We start from the raw sequence: 22,812 nt of genomic DNA, 5'->3' as shown, positions 1-22,812 counted from the left end.
GAGTCGCTCTCGACACGACCGTCAGTGACCGACCGGGGCCGCCGCCCCCGCGGACTCCGGGACACCCAGCCTCCTGGCGTCACGTTCCGGGCGCAGGAAGAGCGCGGCGAGGACGCCGGTGGTCAGAAGGAGGCCGGCCGTCAGCAGCCAGCCGTGCTCGTAACCGGCCGTCGCCGTCGCCGCGCCGTCCACCATCCACCCCAGGACCAGCGGTGACACGATGCCGCCCAGGGCGAAGACCGCCACCAGTGCCCCCAGTACAACGCCGCGCTGGGAGGGCGGCGTGATCCGGGCGATGGCCGTCTGCGCGACGGTGAGCATGACGAGGGCGACAGCCATCGGACCGAACAGCATCGGAATCTTGATCCACGGTGTGCCGACGGTGGCGAAGACGGTCACCGCGCCCGCCGACGCCACCAGCAGCAGTCCGGCGCCCGCCCCGGCCGGCAGCCTTCCGCCGGTGGCGCGTCGGGCGGCCCTTCTGCCCAGCAGACCGTGCACCAGCAGGACCACGCCGTTGGCCACGGCGCCGCCGCCGACGGCGGCACCCGCCTGCCCGAGATCCCAGCCGACCACCGTCCGCAGGTAGTCCGGCAGCCAGGTGAGCTTCGCACTCATCACCCAGTACGCGGCGAACGCCCCGAGCGCCGCGGTGACGAAGGTGCCGGAGAGGAACACGTCGCGCAGCGGCACCTCGTCGGCCCCCGGCCCGTCCTCGTCGGGGTGCGCGGCCCGGTCCACCGGAGGGGCCAGCGGGCCCTCCTTTCCCTTGACGGCCCACAGCCCGGCCCAGAGCAGGCCCGCGAGTCCCGCCGCACCGAAGGCCCAGCGCCAGCCGAAGTGGGAGATCACGGCACCGAGGGTCGGCGCCGCCACCGCGACCCCCGCCGCCGCACCCACCATCAGGATCGCCGTAGGCAGCGTGCGGTCCCGCTGCTCGAACCAGCCGTGCACATGGTGCACCGCCACCGGCGCCGCGGGCCCCTCGGCGAAGCCGAGCAGCACCCGGGTGGCGATCAGCGTCCCGAAGCCCGCCGCGCCCCAGACCATCGGCAGCTGGCTGACCGACCAGAGCAGTCCCATGCCCAGCAGCAGCACCGATGTGCGGATCTTGCGGGTCAGGAAGGAGACACCCACCGCGGACAGCGAGAAGAGACTGAAGAACGCGGCCTGCGCGGCGCCGAACTCCTGCCGGCCGAGTCCGAACTCCTTCATGATCTCCGGCCCGGCCAGCCCCAGGACCGCCTTGTCGGCGAAGTTCACCAGCATGAAGGCAAGCAGCAGCCAGGTCGTCGTCCACGCCTGCCGCCCTCCGGCCGACGGGCCCGGTCGGCCAGGTGGGAACCTGCGCCGTGCCGCTGTGTCCCCTGTCCGCCCGGCCACCCCCGTCACCCTCCTTGCTCCGTACCGGCGTCCACCGGACTGGCGCATCCGCAGCTGTCGTCGTCGACGGTGCCCACGCTGATGGCGCCGGCGGCCCTGCGCCTCCCCTCGTCGCTGCGCGTCAGTTCGGTGGCGACGTCCGTTCCCGCGGCCACGGCGGCGGATTCCGCGGCCGCCCAGTGGAAGACGCCGCGGGCCATGGTCGAGGTCTCGCTCTCGGCCCGGCGGGTGAAGACCTCGGCCCTGACCCTGGCCACCGCGCGGTCGGCGGGCGCCGCCAGTGCGGCGGTCTCGGCCAGGTGCGCCGCCAGGCGCAGTTCGCCGCGGCCGAGCAGTCGCTCCGCCCGGTCCGCCAGGGCCTGTGCGCCTCCCGCCGCTTCGGCGAGTTCGGCGGCGAGCGCGGCTTCGGGGGCCGGCTTCAGGTGCGCCGGGTTCTGGTCGTACCAGCCGCCCCACAGCCGCCACAGGTTACGTACGACGAACTCGGGCTCGTCGTACGCCGGACGCAGGTACGGCTTCTCCAGCAGGCCGGGCGGTACCTTGACCGCGTGCAGCACCTCGTCGAGGCGCGCGCCCGCGTTCATCAGGTCCCGGGTCTGGCCGCACAGCGACTCCAGCAGCTCCGCCGTGTCCCCGAGTGCCGTACGGATGCGGTCGGCGCCCAGGATCGGCACACCGTGTCCCGGGAGCAGCACCTCCGCCCCGAGTCGCTGCATGTCGCGCAATGCCTGTGCCCACTGGACCGGGTAGCGCTGCACCTTCTGCGGATTGCCCGCGTTGGGCGAGTTCCAGATGAAGAGGTCACCCGTGCACAGCGTCTTCAGCTCCGGGATCCACACATAGGTGTGGTCGTCGGTCTCACCGCGGGCGTGCACCAGCTCGAAGGTCAACGCACCCCGTCGCACGGTGAGTTGCTGTCGGTATGTGGTATCCGGGTAGCGGTACTCGGTCGGCCACTCCAGCGAGGGCACACCGAACTGCTTGCGGTTGATCCAGGTGTTGTAGCCGGCCGTCTCCCGGTAGCGGTCGAAGCGCGCGGCCACCGCCTCGTGCGCGATGACCTCGGGGCGCGGCGTCCCGCGCTCGGCGGCCTCCCGGTCGAAGGGCCACACGCCGAAGACGTGGTCCACGTGGCCGTGGGTGTAGACGACCGCTCCGACCGGGGCCGCCGAGCGGCGGCGCACCGACTCGTGCAGCGCGGTGGCCGTGCGGAAGTCGCCGGAGTCGACCAGCACGAGTCCGTCACCGGTGTCGAACACCGCCACGTTCGCGAAGGCCGGGAAGAACGCGGTGCGTTCACCGATGGGTACGAGACCGCCGTCGGTGAACCTCCCGCCGAAGTGGGCCAGCAGCGACTGCTCGCCTGACCAGACCCGGTCGATGTACTCCAGATATCCGCCGGCTTCGTGGGGACCGCTGGCTCGGTGTTGCGTCATGGCGTCCGGCTCCTCGTGCTCACACTCGGGACCAACCGCCCTGCCCGCTGCGGTGATCCGCTGATGACCACGGAGTCTGCGTCGGATTCCGACGGGCGGACACCCTCCATCCGCACAGTCGGACCCGGCATAACCTGTGACGCGTCACAACCAGTGCCCCTCACCACAACCCTGCGATCACTCACAACCTGCGTCCCCCGCCACAACCCGCGACCCGTCACAACCTCCGGGGAAGGAGCGGCCCTGTGCCGAACCAACGGCCGAACGTCCCGCCCGGCCCGGCGGACGGCGTCCCCGCCGAAGCGCCGACCGGTTCGCCGGCCGGTTCGCCGGCCGGCCCGTCGCGCGAACGCCACGCCCGGTACCCGGCGCTGACCCCCGCCGCCCGGGCCCTCGCCGCCCGGTGCGAGAGCCGGGTGAACGAGCTCGCCCGCCGGATGGCCCGCGAGACCTTCGAGCGGCTGCCCGGATATGCCGACCTGCCCGCCGACGTGAAGGACGTGGAGGTCGCCGCGACCGTCCGCAGCGGCCTGCGCCTCTTCCTGCGACGGGTACGCGACCCCCGCGGCCGCGCGGACGACTACAGCCTCTTTCGCGAGCGCGCCGCCCAGCGCGCCGACGAGGGCATGCCCCTGCACACGCTGCTGCGCACCCACTCCTCGGCCGTCTACGTCCTGTGGCAGGCGCTCAGGGACGAAGCCACGGACGGGGAGGAGGGCGCGCTCATCGAACTCGTCGACTTCCTCCTGCGTGGCCACGAGACTGTGATCGGCGCGGTCGCACAGACCTATCTCGACGAGCAGGCCGCACTCTTCGCCGAACGCCGCGAGCAGCACCGCTCGCTGCTCAGAGGCCTGTTGGACGGCTCGGTTCCGGCCCGGCGCGCCTTGGCGGAGCTGGGCCTCGAAGGGCAACCCCTCCTCGTGCTGCACCTGTGGATACCGCAGGACCCCGCGCCGGGGGCGGTGGAGGCCACGGCCGGCGGGTCCGCGCCCGCCCTCGCCGCGGCGCGGGCCGTCGCGGAGCGACGCGCGGTCCGCCGGGTGCAGACCGCTCTGGACCGCGCGTTCGGCCCCACGGCAGTGTCACTGCTCGGTGCCGGTGGAGGACATGTGCTCGCTCCGCCACGGGCCGACGACCCGGCAGGCACCGGTGTCTGCGAGGAGCTCGCCGCCCGGCTGCGGCAGGTCTGCGGTGACGGGGTCCGGCTGGCCGCGGTCGCCGCGGCAAAACCCCAGGACGTGCCGGCCGCTGCCCGTACCGCCACAGACATCGTCCGCGTCGCCCGCGCCTGCGGGCGGCCCCCCGGCGCGCACCGGATGGACGACGTGCTGCTGGAGTTCCACCTCTCCCGCCGCAACGAGAGCAGCGACCGCATCGCCGCCCTGCTCGACCCGCTGGGCGGCCGGCCGGAACTCGTGGAGACCCTGCGCGTCCACCTCGAACACCGGCACGACAGGCGCAGCACCGCCCACCACCTGGGACTGCACCCCAACACCGTGGACAACCGGCTGGCCAGGATCGCGGAGCTCACCGGCCTCGACATCGCCTCCGCGCGCGGCAACGCCCTCGCCCTGGCCGCCCTGCTGCTGCGCGACGAGTGGGCGGCCCGCGCCACGGGACCGCTCAGTCCCGCAACGCCTTCTTCATGATCTTCCCCATGTCGTTGCGGGGCAGGGACTCCCGCAGCCGTACGGTCCTGGGCCGCTTGTAAGGGGCGAGTTGCGCGGCGACATGGTCGGCGAGCTCCTGTGTGCTCGGCGGCGCGGCCGCGTCCCTCGGTACGATCCAGGCGACGACGGTCTCCCCCAGGTCGGGGTCGGGTTCGCCGGTGACCGCCGCGTCGGCGACGGCGGGGTGCTCCAGGAGCACGTTCTCGATCTCCCCGGCGCCGATCTTGTAGCCGCCGCTCTTGATCAGGTCGGTGGAGCGGCGGCCCACGATCCGCACCGATCCGTCGGCGTCCCTGGTCGCCATGTCGCCGGTACGGAACCAGCCCCGGTCGAAGGCGGCTTCGGTGGCGTCCGGCCGGCCCAGGTATCCGGTGAAGAGGTTGGGGCCCTTCACCTGGATCTCCCCCAGCGTCTCCCCGTCGAGCGCGTCGACGGGTGCGCCGTCGTCGTCCACCAGACGCAGCTCGACACCGCGCAACGGCGTTCCCACGCTGCCGGGCCGCGGCGGGCCACCCGGCCGTACGCTCGTGTTCATGAGCGTCTCGGTCATGCCGTACCGCTCGACGACCTGCTGACCGGTGGCCCCGGTGATGGCCTCGTGGTCGCGCCTGGACAGTGCGGCGGAGCCGGAGACGAGGAGCCGCGCACCGGTGAGCGCCTGCGCCAGCGCGGGGTCGCCGGGCAGCGCCTCCGCGAGCCGGTGGTACATCGTCGGCACGCCGAAGAGCAGGGTGGCCCCGGCCGCCAGTTCGTCCCTGACCCCCTCGGGGGAGAAGCGGCCGAGGTGGTGCAGGCTGCCGCCCCTGCGCAGCGGGCCGAGCACACCGAGCACCAGGCCGTGCACGTGGAACAGCGGCAGGCCGTGCACCAGCACGTCGTCCGCCGTCCACGCCCACGCCTCGGCCAGGGCGTCGAGGGTGGCGCGGATCGCCCGGCGCGGCAGGACCGCCCCCTTCGGCGGCCCCGTGGTGCCTGACGTGTAGATGACGAGCGCGGGAGCCCCCTCGTCCGGTTCCTCGGGGAGCACGGGCACGGGGCCGCGCGGGGCGAGATCGGGGTGGACGACGGGCAGCCCCGCCAGCGGCTCCGGCAGCTCCGCCCCCGGGGCGGCCAGGACCAGCGGGGGCGCGCTGTCGGCCGCCACGTGCGCGAGTTCGCGGGCTCCGCTGCCGGGGTTGACGGGTACGAGGGGCACTCCGGCGAGCAGCGCGGCCAGCGCCCCCACCGCAGATTCCAGGGTCGGGGTGGCCCAGAGCGCCACCCGCTCGGCGCCGGTGATACGGACCGCCGTGGCCGAGGCCGCCGCGCGGAGTTGCGCGTAGTCCAGCGAGCGGTCGCCGAACCGGAGGGCGGGCGCATGGCCCGCCGCGGCGAGGGCGGGAAAGAGAACGGACATGTCTGTCTCCTGCGAAAGCACGGAAGAGCACGGAAGCACGGAAGGTGACGGCGGGCGGCCGGGCCCCCGGGCCGGCAGGACAAGCCGGTAGGACACCGGCAGGGCACCCGTAGGACAGGGGGCCCGCCCGTCGGGCAACATCTCACGATCACCCGGCCGCCGAACAGCGCCTCGGAGCCACTACCCGGCGCAAGCAGCGCCCCGGAGAGCGACTACCTGGCCGCGAACAGCGCCGCGGAGCGACTACCCGGCCGCGAACAGCGCCCCGCCCCGGGCGCCACTACCCGGCGACGACCGTCGTGCCTCTCCCTCCCGGAGGGGACGGACTCAGACCGGCCGCGGCCCGCCCCCGGCCCCCGCCCCTCCCCCGTCCACGGGGTTCACCCCGTCCAGCGGACGCGCGTACGTCACCGTCTCGCGTTCCACCACGAACCCGGTCTGTTCGTAGAATCCCAGCGCGCCGCTCGGGTTGACGGTGTCCACGGTCAGCGACGCCGTGTCGTACCCGGCGTCGCGGGCGGCGCCCAGCAGCTCGGCCAGCAGTGCCGGGGCCGCTCCCCTGCCCCGCCAGTCGCGCCGGGTCCCGAGGTAGGCGATGTGGCAGTCCCGGCGGCCCGTCGCGGCCGTCTCCGCCTCGCTCTCCTCGGCGAGCAGGTACGCGACCACCTCGTCGCCCGCCACCAGCAGCCGGGACATGTCCGGTCGGGCCCAGCCGGACCGGGTGATCCAGGTGTGCCAGTCGGACCTGTCGAGCCGGGTGAAGTTCCAGTGGTCGCGGAAGGCGTCGTTGTGCGCGAGCCGGGTGGCCTCCTCGTACTGCGTCCCGTACGGCACGAGGCGGCTGCCCTCGGGTGCGGCGCGCGGTGCGGGGCGCTCGCCCGCGAGGGGCTGCTTCATGAGGAACCACCAGCGGGCCGGCGTGTAGCCGCACTTCTCGGTCAGCCGCAGCAGCCCCTCGTCGCCCGCCTTGCCGTCGAGCAGCAGCTCACCGGGGAGGGCGGACAGCTCCGGGTCCGCCGCGTGGAGCGCACGTGCACGGGTTTCCAGCCAGGCGACGAGCCGGGAGCCGACGCCGCGCCGCCGCCACCCGGGGTGCACCGCTGCCTCTGCCTCGAAGCGGGCCGCGTCCACCGCGCCGTGCGGGGTGTGCAGCAGCGCGTACGCGACCATCCGGGGCCCGTCCCACCAGCCGACGCTGTCCCGGGCCAGGTCCAGCTTCGGGTCGTCCAGCAATTCGGCGAGGTCTTCCGCGTCGAGGTGGGTGCCCACCTGGTCGACGGCTTCGACCGCCTCGTGGAGCTCCAGCCAGGCGGACACCTCGTCCCTGGTCAGGGGCCGGTCGGTCAGGCTCTCCGTGGCGTCCTGTCCCTGCATGTCTGCCGTCCTCTCACTTCGTACCGTTCGGTGATTCGATCTTGCACGGTCGCCCGGGTCACGCGCCGCCCGGCCGCCCCGGCGCCGCGCGTCCCGGCAGCAGCGTGTCCCCGCAGCCCGCCGTGCCCGCGTCGAACCTCCGCCGTTCGAGGCGGTCCGCGTTGCTCTGTGCCCAGGCGCGGACGGCGTCGACGCGGCTCGGGTCGCGCACCGCGTCCATGCGCAACCAGTCGCCGCCGTCGCCCTTCATGGCCAGCAGCACGTAGCCGTGGCCGGCCAGTACCTCGCCGCTGAGACCTGTCCTGCGGGCCCACGCGCCCTGGACGTGCACGAACTCGGGGCGCACCTCACGCAGTACGTGGTCGCGGATGCGCGCGCCGTCCCGCGCCGCGTGGCCGTCGGCGACGGTGCGGTCGGTGAGCCCGGCCAGGTCCAGCACGGTGAGCCGGCTGGTGAGGAGAGTGCCGCCGAGATCGGGCAGCGCCACCGTGGCGTTCCGCAGGCCCAGTTGGTCGGCGTAGCTGTTGAACGTCTGTCCGTAGCGCTGGGCGATGTGGCACATCGGGACGGTCGGATGCGTGACGAAGTGGGTGTCCTGCGGCTGGCGCCCCGCGAAGGAGAGCGCGAGGGCCGCGACCGTCGCCGTGACCAGCACGGGCCGCCCCCTGGCCGGGACCGCGGGCCGGGCAGCGACCAGGGCGAGCCCGGCGGCCAGCGCGCCCACCGACCACACCGGGGAGGCGAAGCGGTACAACGCCATCCAGTCGGGGGCGAGCGCACCGTAGACACCGAGCCCGAGTGCGAGGGGCACCAGGACGGCCGCCAGCGTCCTGCGGGCCCGGCCGGGACGGCTCAGCGCCAGGCCCACGCACCCGGCCAGGACCAGTACCAGCAACCAGCCCGCGTACGTCAGCAGTTCCCCGGTGCGGGCGAGTTCGCCGAGCGCGGGGGCGCCCTGCGACTTCGCCACCGCAGTGTTCGGCAGCCAGCGCCCGAAGGTCACCCGCCGCCAGAGCAGGAAGGCGCCGTACGGCACGGCGAACACGGCGAGCGACCTGAGCGCCTGGCGGGCGGCGCGGTCCAGCTGCGCACGGCGGACGAACAGCAGCAGCACCACCGGGTACGCCAGTACGTACGCCGCACCGTCCGGACGGGTCAACGCCGCCAGCAGGGCGAGCAGCCCGGTGGCCGTCGCGGTGCGGTCGGCGAGCAGGGTGCCCCGGGCGGCAGCACGGGCCGCCACGGCGGTGAGCCAGGACACCGCCAGCGCGTACAGGGGGTTCTCCAGACCGGAGAACAGCCACACCACCCACGAGAAGTTGCCCGCCATCGCCGCTCCCGCGACGAGGGTCACCGCCGGGACCGCGAGAGGCCGGCCGGGGAAGGCGGCGCGGGCGGTCGCGGTCACCGCGACGAGGATCGCGGCCACGCAGAGCAGCGCCAGGAGCTTGGGGAACCACACCAGGTCGGCGATGCCCGCCACGGTCGTACCGCTGTCGAACAGGCCGAGCCGGCGGCCAATGACGAGCAGGACCAGCCAGGAGGGGTTGGAGTACCCCTCGACCGCTTCGGCGCCGCTCTGCTGGACCGGACCGTGACCCTCGTCGATGCTGCGCGCGTACGCGAAGGTGATCGCGGCGTCGTCGACCAGCCAGTGCCCGAGCCGCGCGGCCTGCACGGCGGTGGCCGCGGTGCCCAGCGCGACGGCGGCCGCCTCGACGTGCCAGGGGCGCGGTCGTCGGGCGGCGGGGGCGGGCGGCGCGGCGGAAGCGCCCGTCGGCGGAGGGGAGTCGGGACGCTCCAGGAGCGCCGGATAAATTCCAATCACACCGGAAAGCTATGGTATCGGGCACTTCAGGACGGTGAGGCGGCGGTACTTTCTCGGCGTGGCCGCCGTTTGGCGCAGACGGCGCAGCGCTGCCTCGGGCGCCCGGCCGTCACCGGTCCGCGGCTGCTCCCGTCGGGTCGGGAGCCACCCGGTACATCACGGTGTCGTGCGCGGGCACCTCGGCGCGCAGCGTGCCTGCGGTGAAGGACTCCCGGCCGGTCCACAGGTTCTTGACCGCGTAGCTGTCGTGGCGCTTGAGGCCTGCCGCCGCGGTGGTGGTGGAGACGGTGGCGGTGGCGTCGGTCTCGTTGGTGAGGGTCACCGACCGCGCCCCGCCGACGAGGGGCTTCGTCATGACGACCAGGCCGTCCTCGCGGGACACGACGGTGCCCTGCCGGCCCAGCGGGTCCTGGTCGACGGCGATGACGTCCCGGTTCGCCAGCAGCCGCAGGGTGCGCGGGGTCGCGGCGGTGAGATCGGTGCTGATCAGGAGCGGCGCCGCCATCTGCGCCCAGAGGCCGAAGTGGGTGCGGTACTCGGCGTCCGTCATGCCGCCGTTGCCCACCTCCAGCATGTCGGGGTCGTTCCAGGCACCCGGGCCCGCGTGGGCGGCGAGGGGCTGGTTGATCCGGACGATGCCGATCATGCTCTGCCAGTTGTCGCGGATGTCGGCGGCCACGCGCCAGGAGTTGGCGACCTGCGGCCGCCAGTCCCAGACCGGGAGCTGCGGCTCGTGGTGGATGCTGAAGAGCATCGGGCGGCCGGTCGCGGCGAGCGCGTCGCGCATGGTGGTGAAGCCGGGCTCGGCCCGTACCCCGTCCTTCCCCGCGTAGCACCAGTCGTACTTCAGGTAGTCCACGCCCCAGCCGGCGAAGGTCTCGGCGTCCTGGTACTCGTGACCCAGGCTGCCGAGGCTGCCCGGGTAGTCGTGCCAGATGTTGGCGCAGGTGCGGCGGCCGGGCGTGGCGTAGAGCCCCAGCTTGAGCCCCTTGTCGTGGACGTAGTCGGCGAGGGCGGCGATGCCGCCGGGAAACCGTGCCGGGTCGGCGCGCAGCCGTCCTTCGGCGTCCCGGGTGGGCGCCTGCCAGCAGTCGTCGATGTTGACGTAGCGGTAGCCGGCCTCCCGCAGACCCGTGCCGACGAGCGCGTCGGCCGCCGCCCTGATCTTCTGCTCGTCGATGTCGCAGCGGAAGGCGTTCCAGCTGTTCCAGCCCATCGCGGGGGTGCGGGCCTGCCCGTTGTCGAGCGCCGCAGCCGAGGGGGCGGTGGTGAACTGCGCGGCGGCGAGGGCGGCCAGCGCACAGAGCGCGGCGAGGACCGGCCGACGCGTACGCACGGACCGGCGCGTGCGTACGCGTCGCTGCGCGCGTGCGAACCCGTGGGTGCGTGCCGAGCCGTCGGCGCGTGCGAGGCCTTGGGTGCGTGCGAGCCCGTCGGTACGTGAAGTAGGCATGACTGTCCTTTGACGAACGCGCGCGCGGCCAAACGGAACCGAAGGCGCCAGGGCCGGAAATGGGGCCGTTCGGGTGATTCCGCTACTCGCCCGGTCCCGCCCCGCTCGCCGGACTGACGGAACGTCAGCACGTTACGGACGGCGACGTTCCAAGGAGGAACGGAACGAGGACGAGGAGTGGTGACTCAAGGTGCGTGCGGCTCTCGGCGGTTTCGGCGGCAGCGGACTCAGAGCGGCGGGGGTGACCTGGCTGGCCGCGGGCGCCGTGCTCATTCCCCTCGGCGCGGCGGCCCCCGCGGCTTCGGCCGCACCCCAGGCGGTACGGGCGGACCCCCTGCCGGGCGGGCTGGGCCCGTGTGTGCCCGGCAGCTGCCCCGACCCGTTCCCGTCCGTCAGCAACGGTGCGATCGCCGGTTACGACAACGCCGTCAACGTCTTCGCGGGCGGTGACTTCCGGGTGCGCGGCAAGGCCGCCGAGGCGGAGGGCAGGGTCGTCGTGCTCGGCTCGTTCGACATGAACAAGTCGGCCACCGGCAGCCAGATCTACAACGTGGGGGTCGCGGGCGTCGGCTCCCGTGTGCCGCCGCCCGTCGGCTCCGACTACCTCACCACCGGCGGCTCCGTCACCGTCGCGCCTGGCCAGCGGCTCCTCGCGGAGGACGGTGTGGTCCGGCACGCAGGCCCGCTCACCGGCACGGTCGTCGGTACCAGGACGGCCGACCCCGCGGCGAGCGACCCGTACACCGGGCTGCGTCAGGAGCTGAGCGACGCCAGCCGGTGCTACGCCGACGGGGACACAGGCGTCCGCCCGCCCACCGGCACCTCGGTCAACCAGGGCGGCCAGACCGTCTTCACGGGCGACAACACCTCGTCGCTCCAGGTCTTCAACGTCGACTTCGACCTGACGGCGGCCGGCGGCGGCCAGCAGGGCCTGGTCTTCCGGAACATCCCGGCCGGGGCCACCGTCCTGGTCAATGTCCGCGGCGCGAACCGCACCCTCAACACCTACAGCGGCGGCATCGACGACTCGACGGACCCGCTGAACGGCCTGCGCGACAAGCTGCTGTGGAACTTCCCCGACGCCACCGCGGTCGACCTCAAGGGCACCGGCCAGTTCCAGGGCAGCGTCCTCATCGGCAACCAGGGCTCGCAGACGACGGTCTCACTGCCGGGCGTCAACGGGCGCTTCTTCACCACCGGTTCGCTCACCCACGAGAGCTCCGCGTCGGGCGGCGGCGGCCAGGAGTTCCACGCGTACCCCTTCAACGGCGATCTGCCGGGCTGCGGCACGGCTCCGCTGCGCGAGGGTGAGCTCAAGGTCCTCAAGCAGGACGACTCGACCGGCGCACCGCTGGCGGGCGCGGTCTTCCAGCTGTGGCGCGAGTCCAACGGCGTGCCGGGACTCCAGACCGCCGGGGCGGACCCCGACCTGCGCACCGGCGCGCCGTGCACCACGGACGCCGAGGGCGTGTGCCGGACGAAGGCACCGACCGGCAACTCGTACTACTGGCAGGAGACCGGCGCCCCGGCCGGTTACGACCTGCCGGCCCCCGCGGTCTTCGGGCCGTACGCCCTGACCGACACGAAGGTCGTCACCACCGTCGCGCGCAACAAGAAGACGGTGGCACCCGCGGTCACCGGACGGCTCCAGGTGCGCAAGGTCGACGCCCGCACCGGCAGGGGCCTGGCGCGCGCGGTCGTGGAACTGTGGCGGGAGAACGGCCGCAGGCCCGGCCTCCAGACCTCGGGCGCGGACCGCGACAGCCAGGTGGGCGCGGGCTGCGCCACCGACGAGCAGGGCCGCTGCGAGTTCGACGGGCTGGCGCTCGGCTCGTACTACGTGCGGGAGACCGACGCCCCCGAGGGCTACCGGCTGCCGTCCGACCCGGTCACCGGGCCGTACGAGGTGACCCGCGCGAACGCCGGCAACGCCGTCGTCGTACGACTGACCAACGAGCCGGAGCCGACCCCCAAGCCGAAGAAGTAACCACACCGCCTCGCGAGCCGCGCCCCAGCCTCCGCCCCATAGGGCACGCTAGCCCTCGGCGGGCGCGGGCGTGGGCGCCGGCACGAGGCCGTCGGCCGCCAGGCCCCTGAGCACCGCCTGGCCGAGCACCTGGACGGCGGACTGGGGCCGGACCATCACGGTGATCTCCTTGATCAGACCCGCGTCGTCGAAGTGCAGCAGGTCGATGCCGTGGATCTCCTTGCCGTCCACCGTCGCCCGGAAGAGCAGGATCTCCGACGGCGCCTCACCGCCGTCGAAGCTGGTCTGCGAGGTGCCGTCGAAGGCACCGACGTACCGGAAGTCCTCGAAGGTGCGCAACAGCACCCCGAACAGCCCCAGCACCATGGCCCGCCCCTCGAACGGGACGAACTTCACCGGGCTGTAGAGCCGTATGTCCTCCGTGAAAAGGTCCTCCAGCGCGGCGAGTTCAGCCTTCTCGACCGCGTCACGGAACCGCTGGGCAGCAGCCATGTCTTCTCCTCTTGTCACTTCTTGTCGCTCTCGCAGCACGCTCCTGGCCCCGCCGGGCGGCGCGGACCTTGATCTCCAGCACGCTGGAGCGGCCAGTGTGTCCGGGCGACTTCCCCGAGGACAACCCCCGCTGCCGCGCGCGAGTGCCGCACGCGCCCCTCACCCCGGCAGTCGCCCGACCAGCGCGTCGCGCACTCCCGTGCGTTCGGTGGACATGAAGCGGTGCAGGGTCCGGGAGCCGAGGGCCACGCGTTGGGCGCTGCGCCGACGTTCGCGGTCGTATGCGCGCAGGGCTGCGGGCAGGGCGTCGGGGCCGTGTGCGGTGACGGCCCGGGTCAGTGCTTCCGCGTCGAGGAGGGCAGTGCAGGCTCCCTGGCCCAGGTTGGGCGTCATCGCGTGCGCCGCGTCTCCCACCAGGGCGGTCGGTGCGGAGCCGGTGAGGGAGACGAAGGACGGGAGCGCCGGGTGCAGATGGCGCATCTCGTAGCGGATCCAGGTGGCCGGGTCGGTCTGGTGGAGGATGCGCGGGATCGGGTCGTGCCAGCCCTCGAAGTACGGGCGCAGTTCCTCGGCCGTGGTGGCGGCCGGGACGGTGGCGTACCAGTTGGTGCGGCCCGGCTCGACGGGGGTCATGCCGAAGAAGCGGCCCTTGCCCCAGGTCTCGCCGTAGCTCCCGCTCTCGAAGTCGGCGATGCCGATCCAGGCCACCGTCCCGGTGTCACGCGGGGCGCTGCGGGTGCCGAATGCCGCGCCGCGCACGGCACTTCGGATTCCGTCGGCGCCGACCACGAGATCGTGCCCGGTGGACAGGGCGGTCAGGTCGTCGGCGTTCCCACCGAGTTTGAGCGGCACGTCCCCGAAGGTGTCCAGTTCGGTGACGAGTGCGTCGATCAAGTACGGGCGGGAGACCAGGAGTTCGGGTCGGCCTGCCTTCCGCTCGATGCGTTCCAGCGGCAGGCTCGCCAGCACCCGCCCCTCCGGTGTGCGGATCCGGGCGCCCCGGTAGGGGACCGCGCGGGTCCGCAACACCTCGCCCACGCCCAGGCGTTCGAGCGCCGACTGGGCGGTGGGGTGGATGCCGAAGGCGGTGCCGTAACGCTCCAGCGCGGTGCGGCGCTCCAGGACGCTCACCGTCCACCCGGCCCGGCGCAGACCTATTGCCGTCGCGAGCCCCCCGACCCCCGCCCCCACGACCACCGCTGATCCCGCCATGACGTCCTCCAGCTCCGGTCCGGCGGCGCCGACCGTCGCAGCACCACGTGTACTCCGCAGCACCCAGGAGGTACTACACCTGTAGTATCCCGGCTGCGGGGGCGCCGCGCAAGCACCTTCCGTTCCGCCCGGTACGCGGCCGAGCTAGGGTCTTTCGTTTGGATCAGGGTCCGGTGCCGTGGATCGCAAGGCGGAGGAGGGAACCATGGCGGAGCCATGGTGAGTGACGACAGCGCCGCGAGGCGCGGTGCCGGGGCACGCGAGCCCAGCATGATCCAAACGAGAGGCCCTAGGGTCGACCGCATGATCATCGACTCGTTCCCCGGCGGCGCCGGACTGTTCCGGCTGGACGCCCGGGTGGCGCACCTCAACCACGGGTCCTTCGGTGCCGTGCCGGTGCCGGTCGCCGATGTCCGGCGGCGGCTCGCGGAGGAGGCGGCCGGCGATCCGGACGCCTTCTTCCTCGGCGTGCCCGACCGCGTCGCGGCGGCGAGGACCCGTATCGCCGCCCACCTGGGCACCGATCCCGAGGGCGCGGCGCTCGTCGCCAACGCCACCGAGGGCGCGAACCTCGCCCTGGACGCGCTGCGCCTGGCGCCCGACGACGAGGTCCTGGTGACCGACCACGGCTACGGCACGGTCACCGCGGCGGCGGCCCGGCGGGCCCGCGTCGTTCCCGTCGCCCTCGACCCCGAGCTGCCGGACGAGGAGGCGGTCCGTGCGGCGGTACTCGCCGGCCTCACGCCGCGCACCAAGGTCGCCCTGCTCGACCAGATCAGCTCCCCCACCGCCCGTACGATCGCCACCCCTGCCCTCCTGGCCGACCTGCGGGAGCGGGGCGTGGTCAGCGTCGTCGACGGCGCACACGCCCCCGGCGCGCTCGGCGACCCCCTCGCCGGGGAGCCCGACTTCTGGGTCGGCAACCTGCACAAGTGGGGCTACGCACCGCCCGGCAGCGCGCTGCTCACGGTGGCCACCGCCTACCGGAAGCAGATATCCGCACCCGTTCCGTCCTGGGAGGACGAGCGCGGCTTCCCGCGGTCGGTCGAGTACCGGGCGACCGTCGACTACACCGGCTGGCTGGCCGCCCCCGAAGGTCTCGACCTGCTCGCCGAGCTCGGCTCCTCACGCGTACGGGAGTACAACAGCGCGCTGGCGGCGCACGGCGCGGCGCTCCTCGCCCGGCTGCCGGGCGTGCGCGCGCTGCCGTCCGACGAGCGGCTGCCGATGCGCTCGCTGCGCCTGCCGCCCGGTTTCGCCCGCACCCGGGCGGAGGCCGCGGCCCTGCGCGAGGAGATCGCGGACCGGCTGGGCTTCCGGGTACTGATCTGGCCCTGGTCAGGCGGCGGCGGCATCCGCATCTGCGGGCAGATCTACAACACCCCCGAGGAGTACGAGCGTCTGGCCTCGGCCCTGGAACCCCTGCTGGACGGACGCTGAGCGCAGCGACACGGGCGGGGTCACCTCACGTTCATGCGGAAGTCGTAGGCCACCGGCACCGGGTGCTCCCGCGCCACCCGGGCCCGGAGCGCGTCGTCCTCGGTGATCCCTTCCTCCTTCGCGATCCGCGCCACGTGGTACGCGGACCAGATCGTGTCGAGCGAGGTCTCGCCCTCCAGCAGGTCGGGCACCACGACGCCTTCGTCGAGCAGTCGGCCGACCCGCTGCAACTCACCCACCGCCAGGGCCGCTTCGCACTCCGCGAGTCTGATCCGGCCCGCCGCGCGGTGTCCGGCGGGCAGTGTGTCGACGAGGTCGAGCGCGGCCCGCGGCCGGCCCGCCCGCACCGTGCCCCGGACCGCGTCCACGGCGAGCGGCAGCGAGCGCGGGGCGAGTGCGACCGCGTCGCGGTAACGCCCGACCGCCGGGTCGGACGCGCCCGCGTCCAGGTCGAGCGCCGCGAGGTTGCGCAGCGCCCAGGCGGAGGGCCTGCACGCGAGCGAACGCTCCCAGGCGGCGCGGGCCTCGTCCGGTGCGCCCGCGTGGAGCAGCGCGACCCCGAGGTGCAGCAGGCCCAGCCAGTCGTCCGCGGTCCGCAGCAGGTCGAGCCACCGGGGGTGGACCTGGTACGAGAGCGGCGGCTCGGCCGGGTCCAGGTCCGGCATCCGGCCCGTGTCCAGCAGGGTCGCCCACGCTGTTTCGCGGGGACCGACCGTGTCGTCGGCGAACGGCAGTCCCGGCAGCACCAGGGAGTCGTCGCCGCGCGCCGAGCGCAGCCGCCGTTCCAGCGCGCCCCAGCCGGAGCCGCGGTGCAGTGTCTCGACCGGTTCGGCGTCGGCCCAGGCCGGGGCGCCTGCGAGTTCGGCCTCCAACTGGGCGCGGCTGACGGTGCGTTCGAGCCCTGCAGCGGCGGCGGCCCGCGCCCTCGCCCAGTGCGCACCGTGCACGTCGGCGGCCTCGGGGCCCGCGTCCAGCAGCCCGTACGCCTCCACCCAGGACCACGAGGCCTTCGCGGGCATCGGCAGGTGTTCGAGCTGGGTGCGGGCCAGCCCGGCCTGGATCTCCAGGTACCTGCCGCCCGCCGGGGAGAGCCAGTCCTGCCAGTGGGCGCTGCCCGGCCCGGTGCCCCACACGAAGAGTTTGCGTCCGCGCAGCCGGCCGGTGGAGGTCTGCGCCAGGCCGCGTCCGGAGCCGTCGAGGGCCGCGATCCAGTGCCGTTCGCCCTCGGGGATCTCGTAGAAGTAGTCGGCGGCCGACTCGGCGCGGGTGGCGTAGCTGCGGTCGGCGCCCCGGTGGACGGGCACGGACACGTTCCGCACGGTCCGGTCGTAGGCGTAGTACCAGGCGCGGTCGGCCGGGGCGAGCACCCGGACGTCGTCCGCCTGGGGGACGGCGATGTTGGACCACCAGTAGACCGGCACCTCCTCGTCGTTCGGGTTGAGGATCCGTATGTGCACCATGAGGGCCGCCGAGCCCTGCGGCAGGCAGGCGTCGATCTGGAAGACCAGTCGGCGCATCCGCTCGTACTCGTACATCCGCAGTACCGGCGTCCCGTCCGGGCGGACCACCCTGGCCGCGTGCAGCGGTTCGCAGGTCAGCGGCGAGTGGCCGCGGGCGCCGATGTTCCACTCGACGCCGCCGGCGAACCAGGCGTTGCGCAGCGCGAGGTTGCCCGGCTGCAACACCGCGTTGCGGTACAGGAGTTCGCGCCCGGTGGGCTTGTGCACCAGTGACCAGAGCCGGCCGCCGAGCTCCAGGAGGAACTCGGCGCGCAGGACGTCGTTCTCGACGACCGCGGTGCGCAGCGCGGTCGGACGGCGGTCACGGCCGTACCCGTCCTGGAGGAGGTAGGGCAGCACGGTCGGGAGGTGGCCGTACGCCATGTTGGTGACCATCTCCTGGTCCGCGTCGCCCACGTTGACGCGGGGGGCGGCGTTGGTGTGCACCGGGGGCAGCGGGTTGTCGGGCCCCGGCACGGCGGCGTCCAGCGTCAGGGAACTGACCTGGACCCGGCTCACGGGGGCTCGGCCGCCAGGGGGACGACTCACGGTCTCTGCCTCTTCACTGTCACTTGCCGGCGCCGAGGGTCATGCCCTCGACGATCCGGCGGCCGAGGAACACGTACAGCAGGATGATGGGGGTCACGATGATGACGACGCCGGCGAACAGCCCGCCCCAGTCCGAGGTGTACTGCATCGTCCCGTAGAGGCCGAGCAGCGCCTGGGGCAGCGTGTACTGGGCGTTCTCGGTGATGAAGGTCAGCGCGAGCAGCGTCTCGTTCCACAGGCTCATCATGGTGAGGATGAACGCGGTGATGATGCCGGGTCTGGCCAGCGGCAGCATCACCGAGCCGAATACGCGCAGCGGCGAGCAGCCGTCGAGTTCGGCGGCCTCCTCCAGTTCGGCGGGCAGCGACCGGAAGAACGCGGTCAGCAGGAACACCGCGAACGGCAACGAGGTCGCCACGTACACCAGGAAGAGGCTGATCCGGTCGTCCCAGAAGCCGAAGGTGTCGTACATCCAGGTGCTGATCTGCTGCATGAAGACGAACATCGGCACGACGACGGCCTGTACGGGGATACCCATGCCGAGCGCGAAGTAGCTGGTCAGTGGGGAGGCCGAGCGGGTCTTCGTGCGGCTGAGCACATATGCCGCGAGGGCGGCGAGCGCGATGACCACGACGGACGCCGAGCCCGCGATCAATACGGTGTTCAGGAAACTGGTGCCCAACTGGCCCACGCCGAGGGCCGATCGGTAGTTGTCGGCCCGGTACGACCTTGGCAGGCCGAAGGGGTCGCTGAAGCTCTCCGAGCCGTTGCGGAAGGACTGGAGGGCGATCCAGACCAGCAGGGCCACGTTGAAGACGGCCCAGATCCAGACCAGGGGGCGGCCGATCAGTTGGAAGGGGCCGCCGCCTGTCCCGGCCTTCCTGGTCCGGGGAGCGCGGGGTGTCCTGCCCGGCGCCTGCGGCTCGGTCGTGGCCGGTTCGACGAGGGTGTCAGCCATGGGAGTTCGCTTTCGTGGGCTGCTGCGGAGCGCGGACTGCTGGGGAGCGCGGACTGCTGCGGAGGCGGGATTCGGGGCCTGTCCGGTGGATCGGGAGCGGGGCCGGCCGGGCTGCGGGGCCGGCCGGGCTCGCAGCCCGGCTCAGAACTCGATGGCGTCGCGGCGCATGACCCGGCGGGTGAGGACCACCAGGACGCCGATGAGGACGACCATGACGACGCCCATCGCGCAGCCGTAGCCCAGCTCGTAGGCGGGGTTGGTGCCTCCCGTCGTCGTCAGGAACTGTTCGACGGTGAGGGTGCGGGCGTCGATCGGCGGGTTGGACGCGGTGCCCACGAACGCGTAGATGAACTCGAAGATACGGACCGAGTTGATCACCCACAGCACCGCGGCGACCGAGACGACGTCCCAGGTCATCGGCAGTGTCACATGCCAGAACGTCTGGAGGGCGTTGGCCCCGGCGAGCTTGCTGTCCTCGTAGAAGTACGGCGGGATGCGGTCCACGCCCGCCATCAGCAGCAGCAGGTAGAAGCCGGTGGTGACCCAGACGATGGCGACCATGACGGTCTTGAAGAGGAAGCTCGGGTTCAGCCACTCGGTCGTCAGCACGTCCAGCCCGATCCCCCGCAGCGCCGAGTTCAGCGCCCCGTCCGGCGAGAGCAGCATGCTCAGGGCGATGCCGACGACGATCGCGGAGACGATGTACGGGAAGAAGAGCAGCGAGCGCAGCGTCTTGCGGCCGCGCATCTCCCGGATCAGCATGGTGAGCGCGAAGGCGAGCACGAAGATCGCGACCCCGCAGTACACCACCACCTTCAGGGTGTTGAAGAAGGCCGTGTGGAACTCCGTGTCGCGCAGCAGCCGTTCGTAGTTGGCCAGCCCGGTGAAATTCATCGCGTCGCCGGCGCCGCGCCACTCGGTGAAGCTCGCGTAGACGCCGGCCAGCGCCGGGACGACGCTCACCAGCGTGTAGAAGACCAGGGCCGGGGTGAGGAAGGACCAGTAGACCCGCTTCTTGCGGGATTCCTTGGTCGGAGCGGCCTGCGGGGACCCGCGGCCGGTGGCTTGCCGGCTCCGGCCGGCCGGCCGGCGCTCCTCGATCGTCGTTGCCATGCGTACTTACCCGACGCTCTTGTAGTAGGTGACGGACTTTTCCTTGACCGCCTTGACGAAGCCGGCGGCGTCGTACTTGCCGTTGAAGAAGTCCGTGACCAGCGGTGACCACACCGAGGTGACCCACTTCGGGGCGTCGAGCCCGAGACCGTCGCTGTCGGTGAACGTGGCGTCGGAGGCCGCGTACTCCTCGGCGAAGTCGGCGAGATCCGCGGGGGGTGTGACGTCGGTGCGGGGCGTCAGGTTCTTCGAGACGGTGCTGATGCCCGAGATCTGGTCCTTGGCCAGGAAGAACTTGATGAACTTCTTCGCGGCGTCGGCGTTCCTGGCCTTCTTGGGGATCGCGAAGCCGATCGTGTCGACCTGGACCGCCTTGTTGCCCTTGCCGCCGTCGACCGCCGGGAAGGGCATGGAACGGAACTTGACCGTCCTGGCCAGGTCCTTGCCCGCCTTCGTGACGGCGCTGCCGGTCTCGCCGGGGCCCCAGGTGCCCATCAGCAGGAAGTCGGACCTGTTGGAGCCGTCGGCCCAGGCGTTCTGCTGCGCGGGGTACTTGGTGCCGGTGAAGCCCTTGGGGAAGTAGGCGCCCTTGATGAGCTTCTCGATGTCCTTGGCGGCGGCCAGGAAGGCAGGGTCGTCGAAGGTGGCACCGGTCTTGTCCTGGCCGGCCTTGTTCAGCAGCCCGGCGCCGCCGTGCCGGGTGAGGCTGTAGATGTACCAGTACGCCTGGTAGCCCGCCTGATCGCCCTCGACGGCGAGCGGGGCGCGCCCCTTCGCCTTCAACTCGTCCAGCTTCGCGGTGAATTCGTCCCAGGAGCCGGGCCGCTTCGCGGTCAGCCCGGGGTCGCGTACCTCGTTGAACCAGAGCGAGACGCCGAGAAGTTCGTACGGGACGACGAGCGGCTGGCCGTCCCTGGTCCGGTGGTCGGCGACCAGCTTCCCGGGTACGAGCTCGGAGATCTTCCGCGTCTCGCCGGTGGGAGTGGCGTCGTAGACGTCCCGGAGTCCGAGTGCGGCGTCGGTCGGGGCGAACTGGGCGGTGAGCTTCCCGCTGTCCTGGTCGACCAGGTCCGGGGCCTTGCCGGAGTTCAGCCGCGGCATGACCTGCTGCAGGACCTGGCGGCCCGCCCACTGGACGTCGACCTTGACGCCGGTCTTCGCGGTGAACTCGTCGATCGACCTCTGCAGGACCTTCTGCTGGTCCTCGCCCTGCTTCCACATCGACCAGTAGGTCAGTGACCTGCCGTCTCCGGAGCCGCCGGATCCGCCCGGGGTGCTGTTGCCGCAGGCGGCGAGGGAGCCGACGGCGAGGGCCGCGGCGACTGCGGCTGCCGCCGCGCGGCGCGGGGAGTTTCTGTACGAAAGCATGGTGCTCGGTACCGCCTTGTCCGAGGAGGGGGCGTGGCTGCGACTCTGTCGGGTCATGGGCCGGGGCCGGTCCCGGTACTGGTCCGGTCATGGGCCGGGTCCGGACGCCGGGGCCGGCTCGGATCAGGTCGCGACCCGGGTCAGGTCGTGGACCGGGTCGGTCGCGGGGGGCCGGGTCCCAGGGTGTGGGCCGATTCCGGTAGGGCCCCGGCCGAATTGGTTCGGCTAGTGTTCTAACTAAGTCCGGCCAAGTCAATACCCCGTCGGCCAGGCGCCGATCGACCACGTGCACCTCAACCACCGGAACGCACAACAAGGTTGACTGTTGCCGTCCCGTACACACCACCGATGGAGGCCCGTTGAACCAGCGCACCCGAAGCTTCGGCGCGACCGCCGGGGACGGCCGGGACCCCGCCGACCGCGCCTCGATCCGGCGCAACAACCTCGGCATGATCCTGCGGTACCTCCGCGACCAGGGCGCGCGTTCGCGGACCGTGCTCGCCCAGGAGACCGGTCTGCCCAAGGCGACCATCTCCAGTTTTATCGCCGAGCTGGCCGAACTCGGACTGGTCCGCGAGGGCGACTTCGAACGGGACGCGCGGAGCGTCGGACGGCCCCGGCAGTCGGTCGAGCTGGACGGGCGGGGCGTCTGCGGCGTCGGCGTGGAGATCGACGCGGACCACGTGAGCGTGATCGCCATCGACCTGCGGGGCCGCGACCTGTTTGAACGGCGGGTCCCCGTCGACGTGCTCGGACTCGGCGCGGAGGGTGCCCTAGACGCCGTCGCCGCCCTCCTGCGGGAGGTGCTGGCGGCGCTTGCCTCCCGGAACGTCCGGGCCGTCGGCATCACCGTGGCGATGCCCGGCAGCACGGACGCGGCCACCGGGAGCTCCCTGGTCTCCGCCAACCTCGGCTGGCACGACGTCGGCATCACCACCGGACTGCGGGCCCGGCTCGGCGGGCAGGCCCCGCCGCTCGGCATAGGCAACGACGCCCGGCTCGGCGGCATCGCGGAGTACCTGGCGATCTCCCACACCGGTGTGCGGAACCTGCTGTACATCACCGGGGACATCGGCATCGGCGGCGGCATCATGGCCGACGGTCTGGAGCTGCTGGGCCACAACGGCAACGCGGGCGAGATCGGCCACATGCCGATGAACCCCGAACCGGTGGCCTGCGCGTGCGGCCGGCGCGGCTGCTGGGAGACGATGGTCGGCCTGGGCGTCCTGCTGTCCCGCGCCGCCGATCCGGACGACCCCGTCCACGATCCGCGAACCGACCGCGAGCAGCGGCTGGCCGAGATCCGCCGCCGGGCCAGGCAGGGCGACGCCAGGACGCTGGAAGCGCTGGAGCGGACGGCTGCCGACCTCGGGCGGGGCGTGGCCCTGCTGGTCGACGTGCTCAGCCCGCAGACCGTGGTACTGGGCGGCTACTTCGCCTACCTGGGCGAGTTCCTGCTGGAGCCCGTGCAGCACACGGTCGACGAGCGGGTCCTCTACCCGGGGGCCGGCGGAAGCACGGTGGGCCTCGCGGTGCACGGCTTCACCTCGGCCCTGCGCGGCGGGGCGCTGTTCGCACTGGAGGCGGTGTTCCAGGACCCAGGGGGACGGGCCTCTTGACCATGCGTGGTCCAGACCAATAGTTTCCACGC

Annotated in this window: 16 protein-coding genes; 4 read left to right on the top strand and 12 right to left on the bottom strand. The window is 72.7% G+C overall.

The window, feature by feature from the left end; all coding sequences use genetic code 11:
* Positions 1 to 21: 21 nt before the first annotated feature.
* The gene (locus ACIQM4_RS20165; protein ID WP_401593139.1) at positions 22 to 1,269 is read right to left on the bottom strand and encodes an MFS transporter; all 1,248 of its coding nucleotides are present in this window, start codon (positions 1,267 to 1,269) and stop codon (positions 22 to 24) included.
* A gap of 119 nt (positions 1,270 to 1,388) precedes the next feature.
* Positions 1,389 to 2,819 (bottom strand): alkyl sulfatase dimerization domain-containing protein, encoded by a 1,431-nt coding sequence (locus tag ACIQM4_RS20160; protein WP_401593137.1) that lies wholly within the window; start codon positions 2,817 to 2,819, stop codon positions 1,389 to 1,391.
* Positions 2,820 to 3,064: 245 nt separating this feature from the next.
* Between ACIQM4_RS20160 and ACIQM4_RS20155 the strand changes: the two genes are divergently transcribed.
* A complete protein-coding gene (locus ACIQM4_RS20155) occupies positions 3,065 to 4,471 on the top strand; it encodes a PucR family transcriptional regulator (protein WP_401593135.1) in 1,407 nt (468 codons plus the stop codon).
* Here the strand turns inward: ACIQM4_RS20155 and ACIQM4_RS20150 are convergent.
* From ACIQM4_RS20150 to ACIQM4_RS20135, 4 genes are all read right to left on the bottom strand, one after another.
* A complete protein-coding gene (locus ACIQM4_RS20150) occupies positions 4,446 to 5,888 on the bottom strand; it encodes an acyl-CoA synthetase (protein ID WP_401593133.1) in 1,443 nt (480 codons plus the stop codon). The two genes, ACIQM4_RS20155 and ACIQM4_RS20150, sit on opposite strands and share 26 nt — an antisense overlap.
* A gap of 327 nt (positions 5,889 to 6,215) precedes the next feature.
* A complete protein-coding gene (locus tag ACIQM4_RS20145; RefSeq protein ID WP_401593131.1) occupies positions 6,216 to 7,262 on the bottom strand; it encodes a GNAT family N-acetyltransferase in 1,047 nt (348 codons plus the stop codon).
* A 58-nt stretch (positions 7,263 to 7,320) separates the two neighbouring features.
* On the bottom strand, positions 7,321 to 9,090 hold the full coding sequence (locus ACIQM4_RS20140; protein WP_401593129.1) for a hypothetical protein: 1,770 nt from the start codon (positions 9,088 to 9,090) through the stop codon (positions 7,321 to 7,323).
* 109 nt (positions 9,091 to 9,199) lie between these two features.
* Positions 9,200 to 10,543 carry a glycoside hydrolase family 27 protein gene (locus ACIQM4_RS20135; protein WP_401593127.1) on the bottom strand — a complete coding sequence of 448 codons (1,344 nt, stop codon included), beginning with the start codon at positions 10,541 to 10,543 and terminating at the stop codon, positions 9,200 to 9,202.
* A 190-nt stretch (positions 10,544 to 10,733) separates the two neighbouring features.
* Between ACIQM4_RS20135 and ACIQM4_RS20130 the strand changes: the two genes are divergently transcribed.
* A complete protein-coding gene (locus ACIQM4_RS20130) occupies positions 10,734 to 12,530 on the top strand; it encodes a choice-of-anchor A family protein (RefSeq protein ID WP_401593125.1) in 1,797 nt (598 codons plus the stop codon).
* Positions 12,531 to 12,578: 48 nt separating this feature from the next.
* On the opposite strand, the gene ACIQM4_RS20125 is transcribed toward ACIQM4_RS20130, so the two are convergent.
* The gene (locus ACIQM4_RS20125; RefSeq protein WP_401593123.1) at positions 12,579 to 13,022 is read right to left on the bottom strand and encodes a nuclear transport factor 2 family protein; all 444 of its coding nucleotides are present in this window, start codon (positions 13,020 to 13,022) and stop codon (positions 12,579 to 12,581) included.
* A 159-nt stretch (positions 13,023 to 13,181) separates the two neighbouring features.
* On the bottom strand, positions 13,182 to 14,234 hold the full coding sequence (locus ACIQM4_RS20120; protein ID WP_401593121.1) for an FAD-dependent oxidoreductase: 1,053 nt from the start codon (positions 14,232 to 14,234) through the stop codon (positions 13,182 to 13,184).
* A gap of 303 nt (positions 14,235 to 14,537) precedes the next feature.
* Between ACIQM4_RS20120 and ACIQM4_RS20115 the strand changes: the two genes are divergently transcribed.
* Complete coding sequence (locus tag ACIQM4_RS20115; protein ID WP_401593119.1) at positions 14,538 to 15,674, top strand: aminotransferase class V-fold PLP-dependent enzyme; 1,137 nt, start codon at positions 14,538 to 14,540, stop codon at positions 15,672 to 15,674.
* A gap of 20 nt (positions 15,675 to 15,694) precedes the next feature.
* Here the strand turns inward: ACIQM4_RS20115 and ACIQM4_RS20110 are convergent, their stop codons facing one another.
* The 4 genes from ACIQM4_RS20110 to ACIQM4_RS20095 all read right to left on the bottom strand — a co-directional run bounded on the left by ACIQM4_RS20110 (position 15,695) and on the right by ACIQM4_RS20095 (position 21,161).
* Positions 15,695 to 17,722 carry a DUF5107 domain-containing protein gene (locus tag ACIQM4_RS20110; RefSeq protein ID WP_401593117.1) on the bottom strand — a complete coding sequence of 676 codons (2,028 nt, stop codon included), beginning with the start codon at positions 17,720 to 17,722 and terminating at the stop codon, positions 15,695 to 15,697.
* A 19-nt stretch (positions 17,723 to 17,741) separates the two neighbouring features.
* A complete protein-coding gene (locus ACIQM4_RS20105) occupies positions 17,742 to 18,680 on the bottom strand; it encodes a carbohydrate ABC transporter permease (protein WP_401593115.1) in 939 nt (312 codons plus the stop codon).
* 141 nt (positions 18,681 to 18,821) lie between these two features.
* Positions 18,822 to 19,793, bottom strand: a complete 972-nt coding sequence (locus ACIQM4_RS20100) for a carbohydrate ABC transporter permease (protein ID WP_401593113.1) — start codon at positions 19,791 to 19,793, stop codon at positions 18,822 to 18,824.
* A 6-nt stretch (positions 19,794 to 19,799) separates the two neighbouring features.
* Positions 19,800 to 21,161, bottom strand: a complete 1,362-nt coding sequence (locus ACIQM4_RS20095) for an ABC transporter substrate-binding protein (protein WP_401593111.1) — start codon at positions 21,159 to 21,161, stop codon at positions 19,800 to 19,802.
* A 359-nt stretch (positions 21,162 to 21,520) separates the two neighbouring features.
* Here ACIQM4_RS20095 and ACIQM4_RS20090 point away from each other — a divergent pair, with 359 nt between their 5' ends.
* Positions 21,521 to 22,780: an ROK family protein gene (locus tag ACIQM4_RS20090; RefSeq protein ID WP_401593109.1), complete on the top strand. Its 1,260-nt coding sequence runs from the start codon at positions 21,521 to 21,523 to the stop codon at positions 22,778 to 22,780.
* Positions 22,781 to 22,812 lie beyond the last annotated feature (32 nt).

Source organism: Streptomyces sp. NPDC091272 (assembly GCF_044757485.1).
GTDB lineage: Bacteria > Actinomycetota > Actinomycetes > Streptomycetales > Streptomycetaceae > Streptomyces.
This window is presented reverse-complemented; position numbering and strand designations above follow the sequence as displayed.